A 22092-nucleotide genomic window follows, 5' to 3' on the forward strand; every position below is an offset into this window, starting at 1 on the left:
CATAAGGGAATGAATCCATGCAATATGTCGCAATTGTCACCCTGCTGTTGTTAGTCCAGTACACGGTCTACACCCTGCTGTGCGGCATTGCCCGGGGGCAGGACACGGTGGTAGCGCCCGCCACCAGCGGTGACGAAACCTTCGAGCGCGCCTTCCGCGTGCAGATGAACACCCTGGAGCAGATGGCGGTGACCATTCCCGCCATGTGGATTTGCGCCTACTACTTCAGCCCGCTCTGGGCGGCGGGCCTGGGCGCAGTGTTTATGCTGGGCAGGCTGGTTTACCGGCAGGCGTACATGCGCGAGCCGTCAAGCCGCGGCACCGGCATGATCATCGGCTTCCTGGCGAATGTGGCGCTGGTCGTGCTGGGCTTCTGGGGCGCGATCGGGCAGATTTGAGCCTTACGCCCGAATGTATTAACTGGGGGTAAATCGGCCTGTACCCGGAGGCGCTGGATCCCCGCCTGCGCGGGGATGACGGAGTCCCGTAGGCGCTGGATTCCGGCTTGCCTCAGGGCACCCTCTCTTGCTGCGCAATTCACCTTGTACCCCAGGGCACCCTCTCTTGCTTCGCAATTCACCTTGTTCGCGGGAATAGAGAAATGAGCGCAATAGCAAACCCCGTCATTCCCGCGCACGCGGGAATCCAGGGACGTTGAAGCCAAAAACAGGGAGATCACGAGACTCCCGCTTGCCCCAGGGCACCTTCTCTTGCTTAGCAATTCACCTTGTACCCCAGGGCACCCCCTCTTGCTGCGCAATTCACCTTGTTCGCGGGGATGAAGAGAAATGAACGCAATAGCGAACCCCGTCATTCCCGCGCACGCGGGAATCCAGGGACTTTGAAGCCAAAAACAGGGAGATCACGGGACTCCCGCTTGCCCAGGGCACCCCCTCTTGCTGCGCAATTCACCTTGTTCGCGGGGATGAGGAGAAATGAACGCAATAGCGAACCCCGTCATTCCCGCGCACGCGGGAATCCAGGGACTTTGAAGCCAAAAACAGGGAGATCACGGGACTCCCGCTTGCCCAGGGCACCCTCTCTTGCTGCGCAATTCACCTTTTCCGCCGGAATGACGAAGTCCTGTAGCCGCTGGATTCCGGCCTACGCCGGAATGACGGACATTTGCTGAAACCACAGGCCTTTGCGGAACGACCGACATTTGCTGCAATGACAGGCCTTTGCCGGGATGGCGGTGCTATCCGCCGTACCCCTTGGGATTCTGCTCCTGCCAGCGCCAGGTATCGGCGCACATTTGCTCCAGGCTGCGGGTTGCCTTCCAGCCCAGCAGGGACTCCGCCAGCGCCGGGTCGGCCCAGCACTCGGCGATATCGCCCGCCCTGCGCTCGACGATCCGGTAGGGAATGGTCCTGCCACTGGCCCGTTCAAAGGCGCGCACCATATCCAGTACCGAGACGCCGGTGCCGGTACCGAGGTTGACCGTCATCACCCCGGGGGTTTGCAGCACATACGCAAGCGCGGCCACGTGGCCCTCGGCCAGGTCCACCACGTGGATATAGTCGCGCACCCCGGTGCCATCCGGCGTGGGGTAATCGTTACCAAACACCGACAACTGGTCCCGGCGCCCCACGGCCACCTGGGCCACGAAGGGCATCAGGTTATTGGGCCAGCCCTGGGGGTCCTCACCGATGCGCCCGCTGCTGTGGGCACCGACCGGGTTGAAATAACGCAGCCTGCCGATGCTCCAGTCGGGATGGGCGAGGCCCCAGTCGGCGAGGATTTCCTCCACCATCAGCTTGGAGCGCCCGTAGGGGTTGGTGGCCGAGGTGGGGAAGTCTTCGGTAATCGGCACCGAGGCCGGGTCGCCATAGACGGTGGCGGAGGAGGAAAAAATGAGCCTGCTGACCCCGGCCCGCTGCATCGCCGCCAGCAGCACCAGCGTGCCGTTGACGTTGTTGTCGTAGTATTCCAGCGGCTTTTCGACCGACTCACCCACCGCCTTGAGCCCGGCAAAGTGCATGACCGCGTCGATGGCATGCTCGCTGAACAGCGCATCCAGGGCCTCGCGGTCGCGAATATCACCCTCCACCAGCGGCACCGGCCGGCCGGTGATCTCCTCCACCCGGGACACCGCCTCCCGGCTGGCGTTGCACAGGTTGTCCAGCACGACCACGGCGTAGCCCGCCTCCAGTAACGAAACGCAGGCGTGGGTGCCGATGTAGCCGGCGCCGCCGGTGACCAGGATAGTGTTGGGCATAGAAAATTCAGACAGCCGGGAAAAGCGCGATTGTAACCCGCCAGCGCCGGCGCTGACTAACTGCCGCGCGTAAAGGGCGTCGGCTCAAATCGTCCCCGGCGCTTACCGCCGGGGTGGAGAGAGGGTATAATCGCGGGCAACCGGCGACCGCCACCCACTTGAGGCGCCCGCTGCCGGTAAAATTACAGTTGATTACAGATCAGGGTCACGGCTTTGCTCTTGGTATTGCTTTGCTCTAACCTTGGCCCCTGTTGTTAGCTGACCGCGAGCACCTCACAAAACCTCCTGTTGATTCACCGATGTTGCCTCTATTTATATTTATCGCTTCCCTCATTATCAGCCGCATAGCCGTCGGCAGTGGCTTCCGGCTGGGCCTGGTTGATTATCCCGATAGCCGGAAACAGCACCGGGGCGCCGTGCCGCTCACCGGCGGCGTGGCCGTGTTCCTGACCATCCTGTTCGGCACCCTGTTCCTGGACATACCGCCCTATACGATGGAAACCCTGGCCATTGCCACGGCGGTATTCCTGGTGGGGGTGTTTGACGATATCCGCCACATTAATCCCTGGGCGCGCCTGGCCATCCAGTACGGCGCGGGCATCTGCCTGGCCACCTTCGGGGGGCTTGCCATCAGCAACGTGGGCAACCTGCTCGCCATGGGCGACATTCCGCTGCTGGCGCTCTCGGTTCCGCTCACCGCGCTGTCGGTTGCCGGGCTGTCCAACGCCTACAACATGATCGACGGTATCGACGGACTGGCGGCCTCGCTGATCGCGCTGCCGCTACTGGCGCTGTACGGCCTCGCCCTGCAGGCAGCGCATCCCATGGCAAGCACGCTGATGCTGATGTTGATCCCGCTGGCGGTTTTCCTGCTGTTCAACCTGGGGCCCAACAATCGCCTGCTGCCCAAAATGTTTCTCGGCGACGGCGGCAGCGTGACCCTGGGTTTCCTGGTGACCGCCTCCCTGGTGTATTTCTCCCAGGGAGACGATCCGCTGATACGGCCGGTGACCGCACTGTGGCTGGTCACCGTACCGCTGATGGATATGCTGGCGACCATGTTGCGGCGCCTGAAAAACGGCAAAAAGCTGATGGAAGCCGACCGCTGGCACCTGCACCACACCCTGCTGGACCTGGGCCTTGGCCCCCGTCAAACACTGGTGCTGATCGTGGCCTGGGGTGGCCTCACCGCGGCCACCGGCCTGGCCCTGGAGGCCGTGCCGGACTACCTGAGCCTGGCCTGCTACTTCCTGCTGTTTATCGCCCACTGCGTATTTGCGATCGTTGCCGACCGCAAGCTTCACGCCGGCGACAACCTGGCCAACGCCGCCTGAGTCAGGAATCCTCGTCCATAAAGGGGTTGGATTGCGGCTCTGGCGACACCGGCTGCAGCACCGGCCGGTTGCGCTCAACACCGGCATCGGCAGTCACCGTGCGCCGCCTTGCGGCCGTTGGCGCCGGCTCCTCGTAGGGGTAGAAGAAAATGCCGGCAAAAAAGGCAAAAAACACCAGGTTGGCCGGCACAAACAGGTGGAAGTCCACCATCTCGTGCCCCAGCGTCAGGAGCAGCGCAAGCCCCGCCCCCACCTGGATGTAACGAAAGTCGCCCCAGTCCCCCCGCTTCCACACCTGGAACCAGCGCCGCACATACAGCCCGAGAAAACCGACTATCAGCAGCCCGCCCATGACACCGGCAGTGAACAGCCATTCCAGGTAGCTGTTGTGGGCCTGGTTCATGGTCACGGAGGCCTGTTCCAGGGCCTGGAAGGCGGGGAAGACCTGCTCAAAGGTGCCACTGCCCGCGCCGAACGGGAAGAACTGGCCGATGCCGCTGATAACCCCTTCAAAGGTGGTCCAGCGGCCGTCGGACATCGGGTCGCGGGCGGCAAAGCGCTCCCACACCGGCCCCAGGCCGATGGCAATACCACAGGCGAGCACCACCGAAACCACGGTACCGGTCAGGCCGTAGATATTCGAGCCACCGATACGGCGGGAGAACAGGGTGCCCACCAACAGGATACCGACCACCGCCATGCCGATGCCGGCGCGCGAGCGGCTGAACACCACCGCCAGCAATAGCAGCACCGACAGGGCGCCGTAGATAAAGGCCTTGTGGCCCTGCAGGGTCGACAGGTAAACCAGCTTTTGGCGCAGGGTCTGGGCGCCGGCATCGCGGCGCTGTCGCCCCAGGGTGGCCATAAACAGGGCCAGGCTGACCATCAGGGTCATGTCGAGGAAATTGGCATAGCTGTTGCGGCCGCGCCAGGTGCCCTTGGCCAGGCCGCCGGATTCATCCATGCCGGCCATGAACGGTGAATCGGGCCCGGTACCATACTGCAGCAGGCCCAGCACCGCCTGGGCGGCGGCCATCACGAAGACCAGCACCAGCGCCGTGCGGATCTGGGCAACGCTCAGCTTGCGCACCAACAGGTACACCGCCACGGGCAATAACAGCACCAGCCAGCCGAGGGCGGTTTCCCGCGGCAGGATCGACAGGGTCGTCCAGCTGTCACTGCCCGCCAGTTGTAGGGCGGTGTAGTAATCCGCCTGCCCGGGCAGGGACAGGCGGCTCAACCCCGGGATCGGCAGCAGTTGCAGCAGCGGCACCGCCAGCAGCGCCAGCAGTAGCACCCGCTCGGCGAGCGCCAGCGACGACAGGCCCCGGGGCCGCCACAACAGCAGCACCAGAGCGGCGATTGCCAGCAGTTCCAGGGTCATAACCGCCAGCGGGACCTTGCCGGAACGGAACAGGGGTGCAAACAACAACATGGCCAGCAGGGTGTAGTAGCCCAGGCGGCTGCTCCAGTCGGTTAACGGTTGCCGCGTACTCATTTATCCAACCCTATCTGCAAGTCATCAAACCAGATGGCCCCATCAAGCTCGTGGTCCACGTCGCGGTGCCCGGCAGAGTACAGCCGCAGCGTCTGGCCGCTGCACTCGGGCGGCACCACCACCTCAAACTGGAAACTGCGCCAGTCACCGGTACCCACAAACAGCTCGCTCTCCCCCAGCGTGCCGCCGGCGCCGGTGCTGCAGTAGAGGCGCCACTGCAGGCCGCGGCGCGCGCGCAGCTGGTCCGGGCGCACCCGGCCGCTGACGGTGTAGGCGCCCGGCGCCAGGAAAACCTGCTGGTACACATGGGAAAAACGCACCCGCTTGCCGCGGAAGGACAGCCGCAGGGCCTTGTCGTTGGAGGCGCCATAGGTGTCGCCGCGGCTGATGCGAATGCCGCTGTTGCCCGGCGGCCGCGCCACCCAGCCAAAGCCGGAATCGTTGGCGAAGTCATGGTCAAAGCCGCCGTCGTAGAGGTAACCGAGGCTGCGCAGCTGGGCCTTGCCCAGGCCATTGACCCAGTGCAGGTAGGCCTCGTCGACCAGGCCTTCCCGGCGCAGGCGGTTGATATAGAGGTTGCGCTCATACTCGGTGAGCGGCAGGGCGGTGGACGCCTGGCGCAAGCTCACCAGCGAACGCAGGGCGTCGAGTTCCTGCGCATTGGTGGCCACATGGCGGAAAAAGCCCTGCCACCAGGGGAAGGGTGTCGGGTCGTCGGCAATGGCCGCCAGCACGTCCCGGGCCCGGGGGTCGGCGGCGACCTGCATCAGCAGGGGATAGTAATCGGACGCCAGCCCGGGCTTGCCGACCATCGCCCGCGCCGCGTGAACCACCGCCTGGTCCAGCTCCGTGGCCAGCAGGTAATAGCGGGCCAGGTTGCGCTGCACCTGGGGATGCACCGGCGCCAGCTCATCGGCAAGGGAGGCGAGCACCGGGGCGGAGCCGTCATGCTCCCGCTGCCGCAGCAGCGCCAGCAGGGCCAGGTTGTTGCCCCGGGAGGGCTCCGCAGTCACCGCCCGCTCGAGCAGCGCCTGGGCCTCCGGCGCCCGTTGCGGCAGGGTGTCCTCGGTGGCGTCGGCCAGCAGGATGCGCGCCTGCAGTTCCAGGGCCCGGGGCTGGCCCGGGTCCCAGCCGAGGGCGCGGGCGGCCGCAGCCGCGTCGCCGGCATCGGCATTGCGGGCATAGTGGTTGGCCACCTGCAGGGTGATCACCTGCCAGGCGAGAAACAGCGCAACAGCCAGCAATAAGCCACGGCGAAGGGCCGGCGAAGCCGTGGTGGGCGCGTTACCCGTCATCAATACGTCATCCTTGTGATTTCCACCCCGTTGCCGGCGCTGCGCCGCACCTGCAGGTTAATCGTCGTGTCGACCACCGAGCGCTCGCCGCCCTGGCGTGGCGCGGTGGTGATCTGTGCCTGCACCCTGCCCTTGCGGCGCTGGCCGCCGCGCTTCCAGCGCACCCCCTCGAACTGGAACGCTTCGATCCGGGTGTCGTTGAAAAACCCGGCGTACAGCGCCTCGATGTCTGCCCGGCCACTGGCGTCGGTGGTGACGGCGTCGGCCGAGAACAGGCGGGCAAAGTCCGCCGCATCCCCGGCCTCGTAAGCCCGGGCGAAGGCCGCGAGCAGGGACGCCAGCTCGGCATCGCTGATCTCTGCGGGCACCGTCCGGGGGGCGGGCTCCGGCGCAGGGGCAGGCGCAGCCGCCGCCTTCGGCGCTGGCCGGGGGGCGCTAGCTGCCACAGCGGTCGGGGCTGCACGCAACGGGGCGGGCTCGGGCGCCGCTTCTGCGGGGGCCGCGGCAGCCAGGGATTCCGGCGCCGGCATTGGTTCTCGTGCCGGCATTGGTTCTCGTGCCGGCATTGGTTCTCGTGCCGGCATTGGTTCTGGCGCTGGCACTGGTTCGGGTGCTGGCACTGGTTCGGGTGCTGACACTGGTTCCGGTGCCGGCACTGGTTCGGGCGTAGTCGCTGGTTCGGGCGTAGTCGCGGGTTCGGGCGCAGTCGCGGGTGCGGATGGCGCTTGGGCAACCGGCTGTCGCTCGGTCACCGTTTCCTGCCTGGCGGGCCGGGGCCGGGCCTTGGGTTTGGGGGCGCCCAGCACGGCCCGGGTGGCGCTGGCGACCCTGGCCTGCACCAGCGCCTCTATGCGTGCCTCGGACGACGGCGGCGGCCCTGCCGCCACGCTGCCACTCTCTCGCGGGGCCGCATCGGCGGCTTGCCCCGGCTCGCTGGCGGCCACATCGCGCTGCAGCTCAAGCAGGGAATCGTAGTGCGGCAGTTGGTCCGCCCCGGTGGCGGTTTGCGCCTCCGCCACCGTCAGCTGGGGCGTCTGGCTGGAGCCGTACAACAGCACAAACAGCAGCCCCAGGGAGACAAGGACCAGGCCGGCGTAGAGCCACGGGCTGCGCAGCAGCGAGGCGGGGCGCGGGCCGGGAACCGCCCCCGGCGGCGAGCCAGCCGTCCGCCGGGCCGGAGCCATGGCCGCCGATCGGCTCAGCGACCCGGGGTCGAAACCGTCGCCGGGGTCGGCCAGCTCGGCGTCGTAGGCTGCCCGCCGGGCCGGGTTGCGCAGCACATGGTAGGCCTCGTTGATTCGCGGGGCGTAGAGGTCGTCCCAGCCCTCGTCGCTGACCTCGCGGTCCGGGTGGAACAGGCGCATCAGGTAAAAATAATGCGCTTTGATCTGCCCCGGGGTTGCCTCCCGGGACACGCCCAATACCCGGTAGTGATCCCCCGGCACTTCCAGCAGCACCTGGCGGATAAAGAAGGGCACGCAGGCCCGGCAGTCCTCGGCGGAGGCATTGAGCGCCGCGGCGGTGGCGGCAATGTGGTCCTCGTTGAGGCACTGGCCGGGCGCGGCCAGCAGCTCGCCCACCCCCGGCGGCAACGGCGCCGCCCGGTCGCGCAGGCTGTCGAAGCGGCGCGGCTCGCGGTAAAAGTCCAGCGCCAGGTAGAGAAGCTCGGGAATCACCGTTGCGTTCAGGCGCTTTCGCGCAGGCGCTCGTCGCTGCCGTAGCTGTAGGCGTAACCGTAGTCTGCGCCATAGCCATAGCTGGACTTATTGAGGTCGAGCTTGGTCAGCACCGTGCCCAGCACATTGGCCCGCGAGTGCTGCAGGCGCTTGAGCCCCGCCTCCACGCCGCCATTGCGGGCCTGGCCGGCGGCCACCACCAGCAGTGACGCCTGGGCCACGTCCGCCAGCAGCAGGGCGTCGGCCAGGCCCAGCAGGGGCGGACCGTCGATAATGACGTAGTCAAAGCGCTTGGCCGCCAGGCTTGCCAGGTCGAGCATGCGCGCGCCGTGTAACAGCTCCGCGGGATTCGGCGGCACCGGGCCGGAGGTCATCAAAAACAGGTTGTCCACCCCGGTGCGCTGGGTCACCCGGGCGGGCTCGGCGTCGCCGGTCAGGTAGTTGGTGAGGCCGTTGTCGTTGGGCCGGGCAAAGACCTTGTGCAGGGAGGGATTGCGCAGGTCGGCGTCGATCAGCAGCACCTTGCTGCCGGTCTGGGCGAAGGTAATGGCGGTGTTTGCGGCACTGGTGGTTTTGCCCTCGCCGGCGGTCACACTGGTGAAATGCAGGGTTTTTGGCGCGCCCTCGGCGGTGGAGAACATCAGCGCGGTACGCATGGAGCGGTGCGCCTCCGCCAGGGCCGAGGTCGGTTCCATGTAGGCGTGAATGGCCAGCTGCTCGCCCTCGGGGGCGCCCTTGCCGGCAAGCCTGGGAATCACCCCCAGCACCGGTTTCCTGACCAGTTTTTCCAGCTCGGCGGCGGACTTGACCGTGTCGTCGAGCATCTCGAACAGGAAGGCCAGGGCGGCGCCGGCAAAGCCCCCCAGCACCAGCGCCAGCATCAGGTTGAGCAGCGGCTTGGGCTTGTGCTTGCCGCGGGGAATCTCCGCCTTGTCCACCACCGAGATGTTGTTGTTGCTGACGCCGGCGGCCACGCCCACTTCCTTCATGCGCTGCAGCAGGCCGTCGTACAACTCGCGGTTGGTGTCCACCTCGCGCTTGAGGGTCTGGAAATCGGTGCTGCGGGCGTTGAGGCTGAGAATCTCCTCCCGGGTGGCGGCAATGCTCTCGGCGAGCTTGGCTTCTTCCCGCAACTTGGCCTGGTACTTGATTTTGATGCCGTCGCGGATGTGGTTGATCTCCGTATCGAGCTCGGCATCGATCTGGTCGATCTGTTCCTGCAGCTGGAGCATTTTCGGGTAGTCGGGCTTGAACACCTTGAGCAGCTCCCGGTACTCGGACTGCAGTTCGGTGCGCCGGTCCTTGAGCCCCTGGATCACCTGGCTGTCCAGCGCCTGGGCGAGACTGGCCGAGCTGGCGGTGAGCGCCTCCTGGTACTGGGACTCGGCTTCAATGCGCTGGGACTCCGCCACCACCTGCGCCCGGTTCATTTCCTTGAGCTTTTCCATGAGGATGTCCTGCTTGTCCTCCTGGTTGATGATGCCCCGGGCCTGGGTGTACTCCACCAGCGCGCGCTCGGAATCCTCCAGGTCGGCCCGCACCTGCTTGATGCGATCCTCGAGGAAGCTCTTGGCGTAGGTGGAGGCCTCGAACCGGCGCTCCAGGTTCATGTCCACGTAGGCCCGGGCAATGGTGTTGACGATCAGCGCGGCCTGCTCGCGGTTGGGGCTGTCGTAGTGCAGGCGCACCAGCCGGCTGTTGCTTACCGGCTGCACGGTGAGGTTTTCGAGGAACAGGGCCTCCAGGTCCGGCGGCAGCTGCTCCTGCGCTTCCTCCTCGCCGACAATGAATTCCCTGACGGCGGTGACCATCTGCCGGAGGGCTCCGGGTTCCTCCTGGCCGGCCGGCGCGTCCTGCAGGCCCAGCTGGTCGATGACCCGCCGCGCCAGGGTGCGGCTCTGCAGCAGCTCGTACTGGGTCTGGTAGAAGTCCCGGGCGGAGGCCGATTCCTCGGCGGTCACTTCCTGGAATTCCAGCACCTTGCCGGTGTCGCGCTCGATCTGCAGCACGGTGGTGGCCCGGTAAATGGGCGTCATCATGGCGGTGGCAATGGCGGTGACCAGCAGGATAAGGCCCATGGTGACCAGGATCGTCCAGCGTCGCCGCCACAGCATATGCCACAGCTCGCGCAGGTCGATAAAGTCGTCGTCGGGCTCGGGCTGGGCGGCGATGTTGGCAAAGGCCTGCTCGTAGCGGGCTAGTTGCTTCTGCATGTCGGCCAGCGCCAGCTGGTGGTCCGGGGCAACGGGTTCGTGTTTATCCATAAACTACTTGTATCGTTTCAACAGGAAAAAAAGGAGGTGCTAGCTAATAGGGGCGGAAGCCAATGAAGCCGCGCAGGGTATCGGTGACGCCCTTGATGACCGACTTGCTGCCGGACTCGGGTACCACGATGCGGTCGTTGCCGATGACTTCCGGGTCACGCTTTTCGCCGGTGGTGATTTGCTCGAGGTTCACCAGGTAGCCCACCACCTCGCCGCTGGCGTTGGTGCGGAACACCACGATTTCCTCTTCATCGGCGAGGCGCTCCAGGCCACCGGCAAAGGCCAGCGCCTGCAACAGGGTGGTCTGGCCCTTGAGGGGATACACCCCCGGCACTTCCACCGCGCCGATGACCGTCACCTGGCGGCTGGCGTAATCGGTAATGTCGATATTGACCTGGGGGTCCTGCAGGTATTGCTGGCTGTAGAGTTCCGCCAGCAGGTCTTCGGCCTGCTCCCGGGTAAGACCGGCCACCTTCACCGGCCCCAGCAGGGGCATGCGGATATAGCCCCGGGAGTTGACCTTCTCCACCCCCGACAGTTCCTCCACCTGGAACACGGAGATTTCCAGTTCGTCCGCCGGGCCAATCCGGTAATCGCTCTCGGGCAGGACGATGGCGCCGCTGCCCGACTGGGGCGTGGCGGGCAGGCTGGTCATGTCCCTGACCGTGTCATCGCCAACGATCTTGACGGACCCGGACTCGGCAACGGCACTGGAAGGGGAAGTACTGCAGGCGGGGAGAAGGCAAAGGGCCAACAAAAACAGCAAAAACTTGGGGCTTTCCATCGGTTCTCAAACACACTTCAAGGCACACGTTCCTGTGGACCTTTTCTCAACCCGGGGAGGATACCGAATTCAGCGGGTTTAAGGAACTGCAACGATAGCGCGGCACTCAGGAGAACAGCCGGCTGAACCAGCCGCGACGCGCGCTGGCGGACGAACCGGCCGGCTGCCAGCCGGGCTGGTGGGCCGGCACCGGCGCCACGGCCGCGGGGTTGAGGTTGGCGATAACCGCCGCCGGGCGCTCCTGCACCAGGCGCCGGGCCTCGTCCTCGCCGACAATGGCCGCGGCCGCGGCGCGCGCCTCGGCCAGTTCGGGGGTGCGATTGCTGAGGTTGTGGCCATCGGAGGCCAGCAGGTGGGTCACGCCATCGCGCAGGAATCGCTCGGCGACCTGCTGCACCCGGCGGCCGAAACGCCCCAGCAGGCTGCCCCCGGTGAGCTGGATCCAGGCGCCCTGCTCCGCCGCCGCCAGGAAGCGGGGATAATCCGACTCGATGTAACTGAGCCGCTCGGGATGGGTGATCACCGGCACATACCCCGACAGCAGGGTGTTGTGGATCAGGTCGCCCAGGCGCGGCAGGGACACGTGGTGGGGCGGCTCAAAGAGGAAATACCGGCTGCCGTGGAGGGTGGGCAACACCTTGTTTTGCAGCCCGCTGACCAGTTCCGGCACCACCTGGATATCGGCGCCGTAGGTCAGTTCCAGCGGGATATCGGCCGCCGCCAGCTCCCGCCGAAAGGCCTCCACCGCCTGGCGTATGCCGGTGTGGGTATTCTCAAACAGGCCCGGATAAATGTGCGGGGTGCAGGCGGTGAGGGTGATGCCATCGGCCACCGCCAGCTCCGCCATTTTCAGCGCGGTGGGCAGATCCCGGGCGCCGTCGTCGATTCCGGGGAGCATGTGGCAGTGGAGGTCTATCATGGGTACATCCTATGCTGGCGGGCCATCTTACCAGCTAATTCGAGGCGGGCGAGGACGCAGGAACCGCCCCCTGCCTTGAGCGCCGGGTGTGACCGGCACGGCCAATCCGGTGATTCTGCACTTTTCCCGGATTGGCACTTGATCAATAACCTAGTCCTGAGTATTGTTACAAACATTGCAAGCGCCCGGAAGAGGCGTGATCGTCATTTGCTAAACATGGACCGTCACCGTATGAAACACCACAGCATTTTTCTATCTGCCGCAGCACTGCTGACGGCCAGCATGACCAGCTTCGCCGCTGATCGCGAAACCATACTCACTCACGTACAGGCCCCGGTGATGGTTAACCAGGGGGAGAACTACGTGGAAGCCACCCAGAGCATGTTGCTGTACCCCGGCGACCGGCTGATGGTGATGCAGGGCGGCAGCGCCCAGGTACAGTTCGCCAACGGCTGCGTGCAATCGATCCGCTCCAATGAGATCACCACCGTCGGTGACGCCCAGGCCTGTGTCACCCACCAGGCGGCTGGCACCTACAACCAGGTAGGCAGCACCGGCACCGCCGGCGGCGGCAGCGGCAGCTCCGACCTTGACCCTGCGGGTATTATATTTTCCGTGGCGGTTGGCGGTGGCTTCATGTACGCCATTACCGACGACGGCAATGACCGCGAGCCGCCACCCGCCTCACCCTGAGGCCGACGCGACCCGCTGAATAGCGAACCGGGCGGCACCAGCTGCCCCTCGCAAGCGACTACACCATGTTCAAAGCCTTCGCCCTGTTCGGCAGCTGTCGGGAGATCATTGATACCGCCGCAGCCGCCCGCAATATCGCCCGGCAACGCGGATGCAAGCTGGTCAGCTGCCTCGCCGCCGACCAGCCCCACGCCATGCTGGCCCCCCTGACCGCCCTGGGACTGCGTGCCCACGGCCAGATTCCGAGCCTGCCCGAAACCGGCAAACTGCCCGCCGCCGCAGTGACCGCGCTGGAAGCCCTGGTGAAAAAGCACCAGCCCGGCCTGTTAATCGCCCAGTACGGCACACCCGCTGCGGCGCTTTGCCAGCCGCTTGCCCTGCGCCACGGCATTGAACTGCGGCTGCTGTCCCGCAGCCTCCGGCCGCTGGCCGATTGCATTCGCGCCGACCACGAGCTGGCGCTGGACCTGGAACGCCAGCTGCCCTATATCCCCCCGGACCATCGTCTGCTGCTGGTGTACGCCCGCAACCGCAAGCGGGTTCCCCACGGGGAAAGCGCCACCTGCCGTGCCGTCCAGGCCCTGGCCAGCGAGCCCCGGTGCAGTGTGGTGTTTCCGGTGAACAAGAGCCCGGACATCCAGGACATTGTGTACGAGCAGGTTGCCTGGCACGAGCACATCCACCTGCTGGAACCTTTGGAGCGGCTGGTGTTCCTGCACCTGTTGGACAAGGCGCAGGTGGTGCTGACGGACTCGGTTCACGTGGCCAATGAGGCCGCCGAATTGGGCCGTCCGGTGGTGTTTGTTTTCACCGACGGCGCCACCACGCCCATCGGCCTGCCCACCGGCACGCTGACCCGGGTGGCCAATGAGGCCGGGAGTATCGAGGCGGCGGTGCGCGCCATGCTGGCTCCTCCCGCAGGCGAGCAGGAGGCGCCCACAATGCTACCTGCTCGGGTGATGTCCTGGCCTTACCCCCTGCGTCGGCTCGAGGGCAGGGTCAACAAGGGATAAGCCCCTTTTCAGCCATGGGCCCGCCAGGGGGTGCATTCGGTTATTTTTGCCGTGTACTAGAACCTCGCCAGGAGCATCTCCACGCTATTTTTTGCGCGACCGGAAATTTCAGCCGTATTCACAATTTCCTGTACCCGCTTCCTGTGGTCACTGTTACCCGCCAACAAGTGGGCGCGGCGAAGGTAATCTATCGACAACAGGGGGTTTTTCTCCAGTTCATCCGCCAATTGCACGAAATACTCCTCCAACTGCAGAGTTGAATCCAGAAAAGAACCGAACCGTCTGTTGAAGTGGCCATCGGCCCGAATATATTCGGTTCGCACGAAGTCTGAGGGGATCGCGGCGCCTGGAGATTTTACGACTACGGTATGCTTACCGAGCGCATCCATCATTCCAAGCTCGTAAAAGATGTTAGCCACGGTTTTTGGTGACATGTCTTCATGGATTATGGCGACACCAATCGGCACTGAAACAATTAAACGCCAAATTTTGTCCAGAAAGTCGCCACCGGTAACCACGCTGTCTGCATCGATCAACTCGATCTTTTTCTTTTTCAATTGGTTTTCGACACTCGATCGGATGCGGGAGATTTCAGCGGGAACAGGCGTGCCCAATTGAGTCATGAGAAAACAGGTTTTGGGGCGCGGAGTTACCGCAGTCGTCAATACTTCCCCATCCGTGGGTCTGTAAAGAATCACTTTTTTGACTTCCTCGCTACCGGCACTCCCTTGTAGGGACCTTCCGACTTTTTGTGGGAAATGATTCGACCCTCAGTGCGATCAATTTTGACATACCTCTGTGTCACCGGGTTCTTCACCTGCACAATGTCACGCTGCTTGGTCGCCATCAGCACCTCCTTAACAAGCTTCCCAAGGATGCCAGCTTTGCACTACTCATGCCATATCATTTCTGATCACAGCCGCCGAACTGGGGCCGCCTACACCCAGTCGGCCAGCGCCTACAACGCGGGAATGGCCACCGCCACCAGGACAACGCCGAGAAGCACAGAGATCCGCGCCAGCTTTACCTCCAGCGCGTAGAATCAGGCGCGACGGCACGTACTGAAGAGGGCATCTCCAGTCAAACAGGTGCGTGTACAGCCCTGTTCAGGTGCTTGCTCTCAGTCATGACGATGCGCTTCATAGCAGGCCCTGAGCACAGCATTGATCCGGCTCTGGTAACCCCTGCCCTGGGCCTTCATCCATGCCAGGACGTCAGCGTCGAGCCGAATGGTCACCGACTTTTTACCTGTTGGCACGCTTGGAGCCTGTACCAATTCGACACACAGGCGTGCGCAGCAAATCAAAGTTTTAGCCGACTCTCACCTCATGGGACTTTTTAACACCCCACACGGCTAACAGTGCTTCCAGCACCCGCTAATTTTGCCGCATCAAACAAGCATTCGGCATCGTTGCCACTGAGTCGCGGGCCTCCCATGTACGGTTTGCCACGAGAAGGGCCATAGCTATTTACGGAAATTATTGGGCCTTTCCCCAGGTTCAGCTCCGTAGACTGGCTCCAGGGGCCGCCCGAAGCACCGCCAGACAGACCGCAATTGCGGAGAAGTAATCCCTGATAACTGCTATCCGTGACCGGTTCACCACAGTACATGAAGTTGGGGTCATCACTGTAGGAATAGCCCAGGGCGCGGGTATAAACATTGACCGTCGCATCTGCAGCATCAAAGGAGACGTCCATCGGAGTGGTCACGTTATCTAAAGAGCCACGTAAGCCAGACCCTGGATACTGTGGATCCGAGTCGTTGCCAAGGGCATAAAACCCATAATCCCAGGGGATGCTGTTGGGCCACGCGTTGGCCACCCAATCGTTACTTACCACACCAAAATCAACCACCCAACAACCTAAAGGGTCGTTATTGCAATCGAAATCGGTGCGGCTGCCATCGGTTCCCGCCTGATTGGGAATAAAAATCGCGGACTCCGCAAACCCGCCGCCAGGGCCCTCGTGAACACAGTGGGCGGCGGTCAGAATAATACTCCGATCGTTGTCCAAATTGCCGTCATTCACCAACGTCCCGGAACACACGTAGAACCCATCGCTCATTTCAAACAGTATGCGTCCCGCAGCGGTCTGCACGTTACCGCCATTTAACCACTCGGCGTTCTTAACGTTCTCGAACCCTGTCTCGCCAGTATCACCACCCCCTGAACCACCTCCTGGCTTACCGCCACCATTGCCACCATTACCGCCTCGCGCGCGTGGCTCAGGCTGAGCAGGCGTGGAGTGGCCGTAAGGGGTCAATTTTCCCTGCCTACCTTTCAGATACCAGAGTCCGCGCTGGTCTACGACAAGGTCCCGTGGCTGGGCCGAAGAAATCCTCTCGGCAGTCCAAAAGGCCTTGATCGCTGCCACTTCCTTCGCCCTATCGGACGCATTTGGGGACTGGGCAACTGCAGCAGGTAGGGCGGAGATAAAGACAGTGAATGTTAAACCTGTGGTGATTTGCTTGATCATGCCGACTTTCCTCCGTTTGCGAGCTCGCCTAACCATCACGAACCAGCTTTTCATCCCGCTGCTCGGGAATTGGCTCTAGCTAGTGAGCATCCGGAAACGCAGTTTTCAGCTGACCCCGTCATCCCCGCGCAGGCGGGGATCCAGTTAACTGATTGAATTGACTGGATTCCCGCCTGCGCGGGAATGACGGCATACGTTTAAAACCCGCGTTTCCGGATACACACTAGCTAACACTCTCAGTCTAGCTGGTTCCACGTGATCCTTCCAAAACACAATATAGCTTTTATATACACAGCATGATCTCCAACTAACATACGTGAGAGGTCTGAATATTCCCTTTCACACCTCAAAGCCGACATTAAAGTGGCTACTCATTCCGAGTAGACGCAGCTCTGGATCTTCTGGAGAAGGGTGAACCCCTGGAAAAAATCATGCTCAGAGGCGGATGGAAATCTGATTCCACCGCTATGAGATACCTGCGCGAGTGGCAAGCTGTTACATGAGTTCAGGTCGAATACCAATTACTCAATAAGAGGCAGAAAACGCAAAATAAGCTGGTATGATACGCGCTGTTTTAAGTTTATCTGTATTCCATGCCCACTATACTCACCATCTTCGGTACCCGCCCCGAAGCCATTAAAATGGCGCCTGTTGTAAAAGCAATTGAGGAAGAGCCAAGCCTCACCGGCAAGGTGTGCGTTACTGCGCAGCAAAGAGAAATGCTGGACCAGGTGCTGAACCTGTTTGAAATCAAGCCAGATTATGACCTCGACCTGATGACCAAAAATCAGGGCCTGGCCGACCTCACGGCCAGGGTGGTAACAGGCTTGCAGGAGGTACTAACCGAGGTAGAGCCCGACCTGGTACTGGTACACGGCGACACTACAACCACCATGGCCGCTAGCCTGGCGGCCTTTTACCAGAAGGTACCGGTGGGCCATGTTGAGGCAGGGCTGCGCACCCACAATATCTACTCTCCCTGGCCTGAAGAAGTTAACCGGCAGATTACCAGCCGGATTGCGGCACTCAACTTTGCCCCTACACAGCTTTCCCGCCAGAACCTGCTGGATGAGGCCACGCTCGCCGAGAGCATCACAGTAACCGGCAACACGGTGATCGATGCACTGCTCTCCGTGGTGGACAAGATCCAAAACGACGAACAGCTGAAAGCCGAGTTAGATGCCCAATTACCCAACTGCCCAGCCGATAAGAAACGCATTCTGGTAACCGGCCACCGCAGGGAAAACTTTGGCGAAGGCTTTCTCAACATCTGCCGGGCACTGGGCGAACTGGCGGAAAACCCAGAACTACAAATTATTTACCCGGTGCACCTGAACCCGAACGTACAGGGGCCGGTTTATGATGCCCTGGGTAACCATGACAATATCCAGCTGATCGAACCGCTGGATTACCTGCCCTTCGTGCACCTGATGAACAAGGCCCACATCATCCTCACCGACTCCGGCGGCATACAGGAGGAAGCCCCCAGCCTGGGCAAGCCCGTGCTGGTAATGCGCGACACCACCGAGCGACCGGAAGCCGTTGATGAAGGCACCGTACGTCTGGTAGGTACCGACAAAGACAAAATCGTGAGCGAGGTCAATCGCCTGCTGGGGTCCGAGCAGGATTACCAGGCCATGGCCCGCGCACACAATCCCTACGGCGATGGCAAGGCAGCCAGTCGCATTGTGAACACCATCAAGGAGCGATACGTTGACTAAAATCGCTGTAATCGGCCTGGGCTACATTGGCCTGCCCACCGCGACTGTGCTGGCCCTGCGCGGCTTTGATGTATTGGGCGTGGATATTTCCCAGAAGGTTGTGGATACGCTGAAGGAAGGCAAGATCCACATCGTGGAGCCAGATCTGGATGTATCCGTAGCCGCCGCCACCAAATCCGGCGCGCTGCAGGTAAGCACCCAAGCAGGCCCCGCCGATGTTTTCATCATCGCGGTACCAACGCCGTTCAAAAATGGCAAGACACCTAATCTGGATTATGTGGAAGCCGCCGCCCGCGACATCGCCGTTCACCTGCAACCGGGCAACCTGGTGATACTGGAATCCACCTCTCCCGTAGGTACCACACTCAAGGTTTCTGAGTGGATAGCCGAAAAACGCAGCGATCTCGAACTTCCCCACCAGAACCCGACACAACCGGACATCAACGTATCCCACTGCCCGGAGCGCGTACTCCCCGGCCGCATCATGACCGAACTGGTGGAAAATGACCGCATCATCGGCGGTATCTCCCCAACCTGTACGGAAAAGACCATCGACCTCTACCAACAATTTGTGCGCGGCCAGTGCCTGCCCACGGATGCAGCCACTGCTGAAATGGCCAAGCTCACCGAGAACGCTTTTCGCGACGTGAATATCGCCTTCGCCAACGAACTTTCCCTCCTGGCAGACAAACAGGGCGTAAACGTGTGGGAGTTGATCAAACTCGCCAACCACCACCCACGGGTTAACATTCTCAGCCCCGGCCCCGGCGTGGGCGGCCACTGTATTGCCGTTGACCCCTGGTTCCTGGTGGACGCAGATCCGGAACAGGCGAACCTGATCAGAACGGCGCGCGAAGTTAACGACCTGAAACCGGCGTTCATTATTGAAAAGGTGAAGCAGGCCATTGCCGGCAAAGACAAACCCACCATCGCCTGCTTGGGACTGGCCTTCAAAGCCAACGTGGATGATTTGCGGGAAAGCCCTGCACTGGACATCTGCCAGGTCATCGCCCAAATCGAAGGTGTGAATATCGCGGCGGTAGAGCCCCACATCAAGGAACTCCCAGAAAGCTTAAGCCAATATGCCAATGTACGCTTGGAGGTTCCAGAAGCTGCCATCCGCGCCGCAGACATCCTGGTGCTTCTGGTAGACCACCGCCAGTTCAGGGATATTCCCTCGCTGTTCGATCTTTCCAGCATCGAGATTATCGACACTCGTGGGCAGTGGGAATAACAAACTTCATAAACACACTCCCGCCACATTAAAGCTGGCGGAAGTCCTTCTCGACCCTACAAAAAGTAATATAAATACACTTCGATCGAGACTAATTGATTACGAACTGGAATGTTCCTCTACATTGGCACCCTTAGCCTATGAATTCGCGCCTTACTTCTACTACCTACTTAACCAGCTAGATTGCTTCGAAAATATACCAGAAAGCCTACAGCAGCTGATGCGAGACAGTTCGCTTCATGCAGCAAGTGTCGCCATTGCCCGCCGCCATGTCATAGAAAAATTAGGAAGGAGTCTAAAAGACGCTGGTATAGAGGCCATACTTTTGAAGGGTGCAGCTATGGACCGATGGACATACCCCGAACAGGCTTTTCGACTGGGCGGTGATGTAGACCTGCTAGTCAGAGAGAGTGACTATCACACAATCGATAAGATCTTAGCTCCAATAGCAAAGCGCCATGACAAATTCCCCGGACAACCCGCCTTTAGTGCACTTGCAGTGGAAAAGCCATTTGTCGTTTCAAGCCCAACAAAAGTGTGCCTGGACGTACATCGGAACCTAACTATCCCCCATGTCTATAACATTGACCTAGAAGGCTTCTTCGACAGAGCAACTCCGCACCCGGCGAAAAGCAACTTTTTGGTGATGAGCCCAGAAGACAATTTGCTGCATTTTGCAGTACACAGCTTCTACGACATGCGTCTTTTCAACAAACAGACGATGGACGCCGCGCAGTTGATGGAAAAGACGCAGATCAATTGGGATGCTCTGCTAGACAGTGCCAACCGTTATAAAATGCAAGGACCGCTGAAACTTTTTCTGTGGGGATTACGCTCAGCATTCACTCAACAGCAAGCAATGCCACAGCAAGACATCGACACCCCTTCCCTCTGGAAACAATATCTTACTCGTATGCTTTTGACGGCTAGTAATGAGACCCATGGAAGAAAAGGTAAAGTGTTCAGATTTCGGCAGGTGACTAGCCAGATTTTTCTTTCGGGAGATATAGCGGGTTACACGCGTTACAACATCGCCTATGCCGCTGCAAAAATGGGGAGAATAACAGCAAAATAAGTTACAGCTTTCCTAATGCTAATTGCCAGAGATATCTAACAAGATGAATTTGCCTCGCAGCTCGCCAGGGTTCTTTGACCAACCGGTAGAGCCACTCTAGCCCATTGTTTAACCACCAATCTGGAGCTCTCTCTACACGCCCTGTATATAGATCAAAACTACCGCCGAGCCCTTGATATAGAGCAGAATGACAGTTACTCATTTCTTCCATAAGCAGTTCTTGGCGAGGAGAACCCATCGCCACAAAAACAACATCTGGTTTTTTTTGAACAATATCTGCCAGCAACAACTCTCTCTCACCTTGCTTTAGGTATCCGTTTCTGTAATTGACGATATTGATTCCAGGAAACTCAGACCGCAACTTAAGTACTGTTTCCTCTATAACTTCATCCTTTGCACCAATCAGATAAAAGCGCTTGTCTTTCATTTGGGTACGAATGATATCTAACCAGAGTTCACAACCTGGAATTTTGATTACTTGATCAAGTCCCTTCTTCTTCAAACCCATTACCGCGCCGATACCGTCTGGATAACCCAAATTACGATTGATGATATCTCGAGTCTGATCCGTTGCGTGCAGTACTTTTTCAGCGTTCACAGCTACCAGTAGACTATGATTATTCAGGGCGTAGTTAATTAACTCTTGTCTTGTAGCAGGTGCGTACACCTGTACTCCATTGAGCAGCCTACTTTCCATGAGTCTCCAATAGATAATAGGACATTGCATTAAACATGAAAGCGTTACTCCAGCGCATATATGGGATCTTAGAGCTTAGCCCTCTCTTCAATTGATAATAAAAATATCCCGCTTGATCCTGCATATTTCTAATAGTCCACTCCATAACACGTCCGCAAAGTGCCTCGTTATCCTCCCACTTTCCTAGCACACTTAAGGTAACCCAAAGCTGTGCAGGACAATGAATATCAATCGGGTAGACCTTATCGTGGTAATACTTCGGCGTTCCATTCGACTCAAAAAAGTTGTCAATGTAGTAATAAAGCCCCTTTTCCATATACACATCGAAACTAGAGTCATCGCAGAAAGTACTGTAGTGCGAAATGGCATCAAGATTGTATCCGGTATGAAAACTATCTTTCCATGATTGTATTGGCAGCAAGCCGTAGACCCATGAACCATCGGCTTCCTGTCCAGCGCATGCAGCACTCACTATTTCGCTAGCAGCGTCCTTGTACCTCACATTCTGGGTATAGCGATAGCAATAGCTGAGCAACTTAGCTCCAAGCAATGACGCGTTGTAAACCGTATCATTTCCGGGAATAGGGCTGTATGACAACATAAAACCGCCCTTACAAGCTGAGCGATTAAGATCTTTCAATACGAAGTCACCGGATGAAATCGCAACGTCCAAATACTTTTGGTTTCCTGTCGCCTCGTAAGCAGAAAATAGAGCACTAGCGCAAAACGCAGTTGCGACAACGGTAGGAGTATATGCAGGGAATAAGAACAATCTACGAGCCTGCCAATCAAAATTGTAACCCCAGCATGCCCCTGAATAGCCTTCTGATCGAAGCGATAGTAACAATTCAGCGAGCATGTTTATTTTACTTAGATGGTCAACAGGTTGGCCAAATCGACTATCCCCTGCAAGAGCCATCGCATATAAATTGCAATACCCATTTAAAAAAAGCCCCACACCTTTAGCGTTATACTCTTTTGGAATTCGTAATATTGGCCTGAAATTAATAGGGCTTCGCTTGCAACCCTGAATCAGTACAAGCCGAGCAACATCCCAATTTCGCAGTGGAGTCGCTTGGAATATTTTGGAATTGAGACCATCATATGGATCCCAGCCTTTGTATCCTTCTTTTTCACAATATTCCATTAGTGAAGTAAATGACGATTCGGAACTAGACATAATTATTTGACTTTTA

Annotated in this window: 19 protein-coding genes; 7 read left to right on the plus strand and 12 right to left on the minus strand. The window is 60.2% G+C overall.

From position 1 onward, the window contains the following. Nucleotides 1-17: 17 nt before the first annotated feature. Entirely contained in the window at nucleotides 18-398 is a 381-nt protein-coding gene (locus tag E2F43_RS14970) for an MAPEG family protein (protein ID WP_133214048.1), read from the plus strand. An 800-nt stretch (nucleotides 399-1198) separates the two neighbouring features. Here E2F43_RS14970 and galE read toward each other — a convergent pair. Next, nucleotides 1199-2218 (minus strand): UDP-glucose 4-epimerase GalE, encoded by a 1020-nt coding sequence (gene galE / locus E2F43_RS14980; RefSeq protein WP_133214052.1) that lies wholly within the window; start codon nucleotides 2216-2218, stop codon nucleotides 1199-1201. 299 nt (nucleotides 2219-2517) lie between these two features. Between galE and E2F43_RS14985 the strand changes: the two genes are divergently transcribed. Further along, entirely contained in the window at nucleotides 2518-3552 is a 1035-nt protein-coding gene (locus E2F43_RS14985) for an MraY family glycosyltransferase (RefSeq protein ID WP_133214054.1), read from the plus strand. Nucleotide 3553: 1 nt separating this feature from the next. Here E2F43_RS14985 and E2F43_RS14990 read toward each other — a convergent pair whose 3' ends face one another. The 6 genes from E2F43_RS14990 to E2F43_RS15020 form a co-directional block, all read right to left on the minus strand. Further along, nucleotides 3554-5050, minus strand: a complete 1497-nt coding sequence (locus tag E2F43_RS14990) for an O-antigen ligase family protein (protein ID WP_238946944.1) — start codon at nucleotides 5048-5050, stop codon at nucleotides 3554-3556. Then, complete coding sequence (locus E2F43_RS15000) at nucleotides 5047-6345, minus strand: hypothetical protein (RefSeq protein ID WP_133214058.1); 1299 nt, start codon at nucleotides 6343-6345, stop codon at nucleotides 5047-5049. The genes E2F43_RS14990 and E2F43_RS15000 overlap by 4 nt, the downstream gene beginning before the upstream one ends. Next, nucleotides 6345-8021 carry a DnaJ domain-containing protein gene (locus tag E2F43_RS15005; protein WP_133214060.1) on the minus strand — a complete coding sequence of 559 codons (1677 nt, stop codon included), beginning with the start codon at nucleotides 8019-8021 and terminating at the stop codon, nucleotides 6345-6347. The genes E2F43_RS15000 and E2F43_RS15005 overlap by 1 nt, the downstream gene beginning before the upstream one ends. An 8-nt stretch (nucleotides 8022-8029) precedes the next feature. Further along, nucleotides 8030-10285: a GumC family protein gene (locus E2F43_RS15010; RefSeq protein WP_133214062.1), complete on the minus strand. Its 2256-nt coding sequence runs from the start codon at nucleotides 10283-10285 to the stop codon at nucleotides 8030-8032. Nucleotides 10286-10328: 43 nt separating this feature from the next. Then, on the minus strand, nucleotides 10329-11069 hold the full coding sequence (locus E2F43_RS15015) for a polysaccharide biosynthesis/export family protein (protein ID WP_133214064.1): 741 nt from the start codon (nucleotides 11067-11069) through the stop codon (nucleotides 10329-10331). A 106-nt stretch (nucleotides 11070-11175) separates the two neighbouring features. Beyond that, nucleotides 11176-11988 (minus strand): tyrosine-protein phosphatase, encoded by an 813-nt coding sequence (locus tag E2F43_RS15020; RefSeq protein WP_133214066.1) that lies wholly within the window; start codon nucleotides 11986-11988, stop codon nucleotides 11176-11178. A gap of 231 nt (nucleotides 11989-12219) precedes the next feature. Between E2F43_RS15020 and E2F43_RS15025 the strand changes: the two genes are divergently transcribed. Continuing rightward, complete coding sequence (locus tag E2F43_RS15025; RefSeq protein WP_133214068.1) at nucleotides 12220-12681, plus strand: hypothetical protein; 462 nt, start codon at nucleotides 12220-12222, stop codon at nucleotides 12679-12681. Nucleotides 12682-12746: 65 nt separating this feature from the next. Continuing rightward, nucleotides 12747-13694, plus strand: coding sequence for a UDP-N-acetylglucosamine 2-epimerase (locus E2F43_RS15030; protein WP_133214070.1), 948 nt, complete (start codon nucleotides 12747-12749; stop codon nucleotides 13692-13694). 56 nt (nucleotides 13695-13750) lie between these two features. Here E2F43_RS15030 and E2F43_RS15035 read toward each other — a convergent pair whose 3' ends face one another. The 3 genes from E2F43_RS15035 to E2F43_RS19095 form a co-directional block, all read right to left on the minus strand. Beyond that, nucleotides 13751-14392: a hypothetical protein gene (locus E2F43_RS15035; protein ID WP_133214072.1), complete on the minus strand. Its 642-nt coding sequence runs from the start codon at nucleotides 14390-14392 to the stop codon at nucleotides 13751-13753. Between the two features lie 422 nt (nucleotides 14393-14814). Beyond that, nucleotides 14815-14952: a BrnA antitoxin family protein gene (locus E2F43_RS15040; protein ID WP_476707503.1), complete on the minus strand. Its 138-nt coding sequence runs from the start codon at nucleotides 14950-14952 to the stop codon at nucleotides 14815-14817. Between the two features lie 80 nt (nucleotides 14953-15032). After that, the gene (locus E2F43_RS19095; RefSeq protein WP_165954337.1) at nucleotides 15033-16169 is read right to left on the minus strand and encodes a trypsin-like serine peptidase; all 1137 of its coding nucleotides are present in this window, start codon (nucleotides 16167-16169) and stop codon (nucleotides 15033-15035) included. 593 nt (nucleotides 16170-16762) lie between these two features. Between E2F43_RS19095 and wecB the strand changes: the two genes are divergently transcribed. The 3 genes from wecB (at nucleotide 16763) to E2F43_RS15065 (ending at nucleotide 20199) form a co-directional block, all read left to right on the plus strand. After that, nucleotides 16763-17890 carry a non-hydrolyzing UDP-N-acetylglucosamine 2-epimerase gene (wecB, locus tag E2F43_RS15055; protein ID WP_133214078.1) on the plus strand — a complete coding sequence of 376 codons (1128 nt, stop codon included), beginning with the start codon at nucleotides 16763-16765 and terminating at the stop codon, nucleotides 17888-17890. Further along, nucleotides 17883-19124: a UDP-N-acetyl-D-mannosamine dehydrogenase gene (gene wecC, locus E2F43_RS15060; RefSeq protein WP_133214080.1), complete on the plus strand. Its 1242-nt coding sequence runs from the start codon at nucleotides 17883-17885 to the stop codon at nucleotides 19122-19124. Before wecB ends, wecC begins: the two co-directional genes overlap by 8 nt. Before the next feature lie 124 nt (nucleotides 19125-19248). Next, nucleotides 19249-20199, plus strand: coding sequence for a nucleotidyltransferase family protein (locus E2F43_RS15065; RefSeq protein WP_165954338.1), 951 nt, complete (start codon nucleotides 19249-19251; stop codon nucleotides 20197-20199). A gap of 1 nt (nucleotide 20200) precedes the next feature. Here E2F43_RS15065 and E2F43_RS15070 read toward each other — a convergent pair whose 3' ends face one another. Both E2F43_RS15070 and E2F43_RS15075 read right to left on the minus strand, forming a co-directional pair. After that, nucleotides 20201-20896 carry a WecB/TagA/CpsF family glycosyltransferase gene (locus E2F43_RS15070; protein WP_133214084.1) on the minus strand — a complete coding sequence of 232 codons (696 nt, stop codon included), beginning with the start codon at nucleotides 20894-20896 and terminating at the stop codon, nucleotides 20201-20203. Beyond that, complete coding sequence (locus E2F43_RS15075; RefSeq protein WP_133214086.1) at nucleotides 20886-22076, minus strand: delta-aminolevulinic acid dehydratase; 1191 nt, start codon at nucleotides 22074-22076, stop codon at nucleotides 20886-20888. Before E2F43_RS15075 ends, E2F43_RS15070 begins: the two co-directional genes overlap by 11 nt. Nucleotides 22077-22092 lie beyond the last annotated feature (16 nt).

Origin of the sequence: Seongchinamella unica (assembly GCF_004354085.1) — a bacterium.
In the GTDB taxonomy this organism is placed as follows: Bacteria; Pseudomonadota; Gammaproteobacteria; order Pseudomonadales; family Halieaceae; genus Halioglobus; species Halioglobus unicus.

Coding starts and splice junctions, on each gene's coding strand:
- E2F43_RS15020 (WP_133214066.1), bottom strand. CDS start 11,988: ATGATAGACCTCCACTGCCACATGCTCCCCGGAATCGACGACGGCGCC.
- E2F43_RS15070 (WP_133214084.1), bottom strand. CDS start 20,896: ATGGAAAGTAGGCTGCTCAATGGAGTACAGGTGTACGCACCTGCTACA.
- E2F43_RS15025 (WP_133214068.1), top strand. CDS start 12,220: ATGAAACACCACAGCATTTTTCTATCTGCCGCAGCACTGCTGACGGCC.
- E2F43_RS15000 (WP_133214058.1), bottom strand. CDS start 6,345: ATGACGGGTAACGCGCCCACCACGGCTTCGCCGGCCCTTCGCCGTGGC.
- E2F43_RS19095 (WP_165954337.1), bottom strand. CDS start 16,169: ATGATCAAGCAAATCACCACAGGTTTAACATTCACTGTCTTTATCTCC.
- E2F43_RS14990 (WP_238946944.1), bottom strand. CDS start 5,050: ATGAGTACGCGGCAACCGTTAACCGACTGGAGCAGCCGCCTGGGCTAC.
- galE (WP_133214052.1), bottom strand. CDS start 2,218: ATGCCCAACACTATCCTGGTCACCGGCGGCGCCGGCTACATCGGCACC.
- E2F43_RS14985 (WP_133214054.1), top strand. CDS start 2,518: ATGTTGCCTCTATTTATATTTATCGCTTCCCTCATTATCAGCCGCATA.
- E2F43_RS14970 (WP_133214048.1), top strand. CDS start 18: ATGCAATATGTCGCAATTGTCACCCTGCTGTTGTTAGTCCAGTACACG.
- E2F43_RS15015 (WP_133214064.1), bottom strand. CDS start 11,069: ATGGAAAGCCCCAAGTTTTTGCTGTTTTTGTTGGCCCTTTGCCTTCTC.
- E2F43_RS15010 (WP_133214062.1), bottom strand. CDS start 10,285: ATGGATAAACACGAACCCGTTGCCCCGGACCACCAGCTGGCGCTGGCC.
- E2F43_RS15075 (WP_133214086.1), bottom strand. CDS start 22,076: ATGTCTAGTTCCGAATCGTCATTTACTTCACTAATGGAATATTGTGAA.
- wecB (WP_133214078.1), top strand. CDS start 16,763: ATGCCCACTATACTCACCATCTTCGGTACCCGCCCCGAAGCCATTAAA.
- E2F43_RS15030 (WP_133214070.1), top strand. CDS start 12,747: ATGTTCAAAGCCTTCGCCCTGTTCGGCAGCTGTCGGGAGATCATTGAT.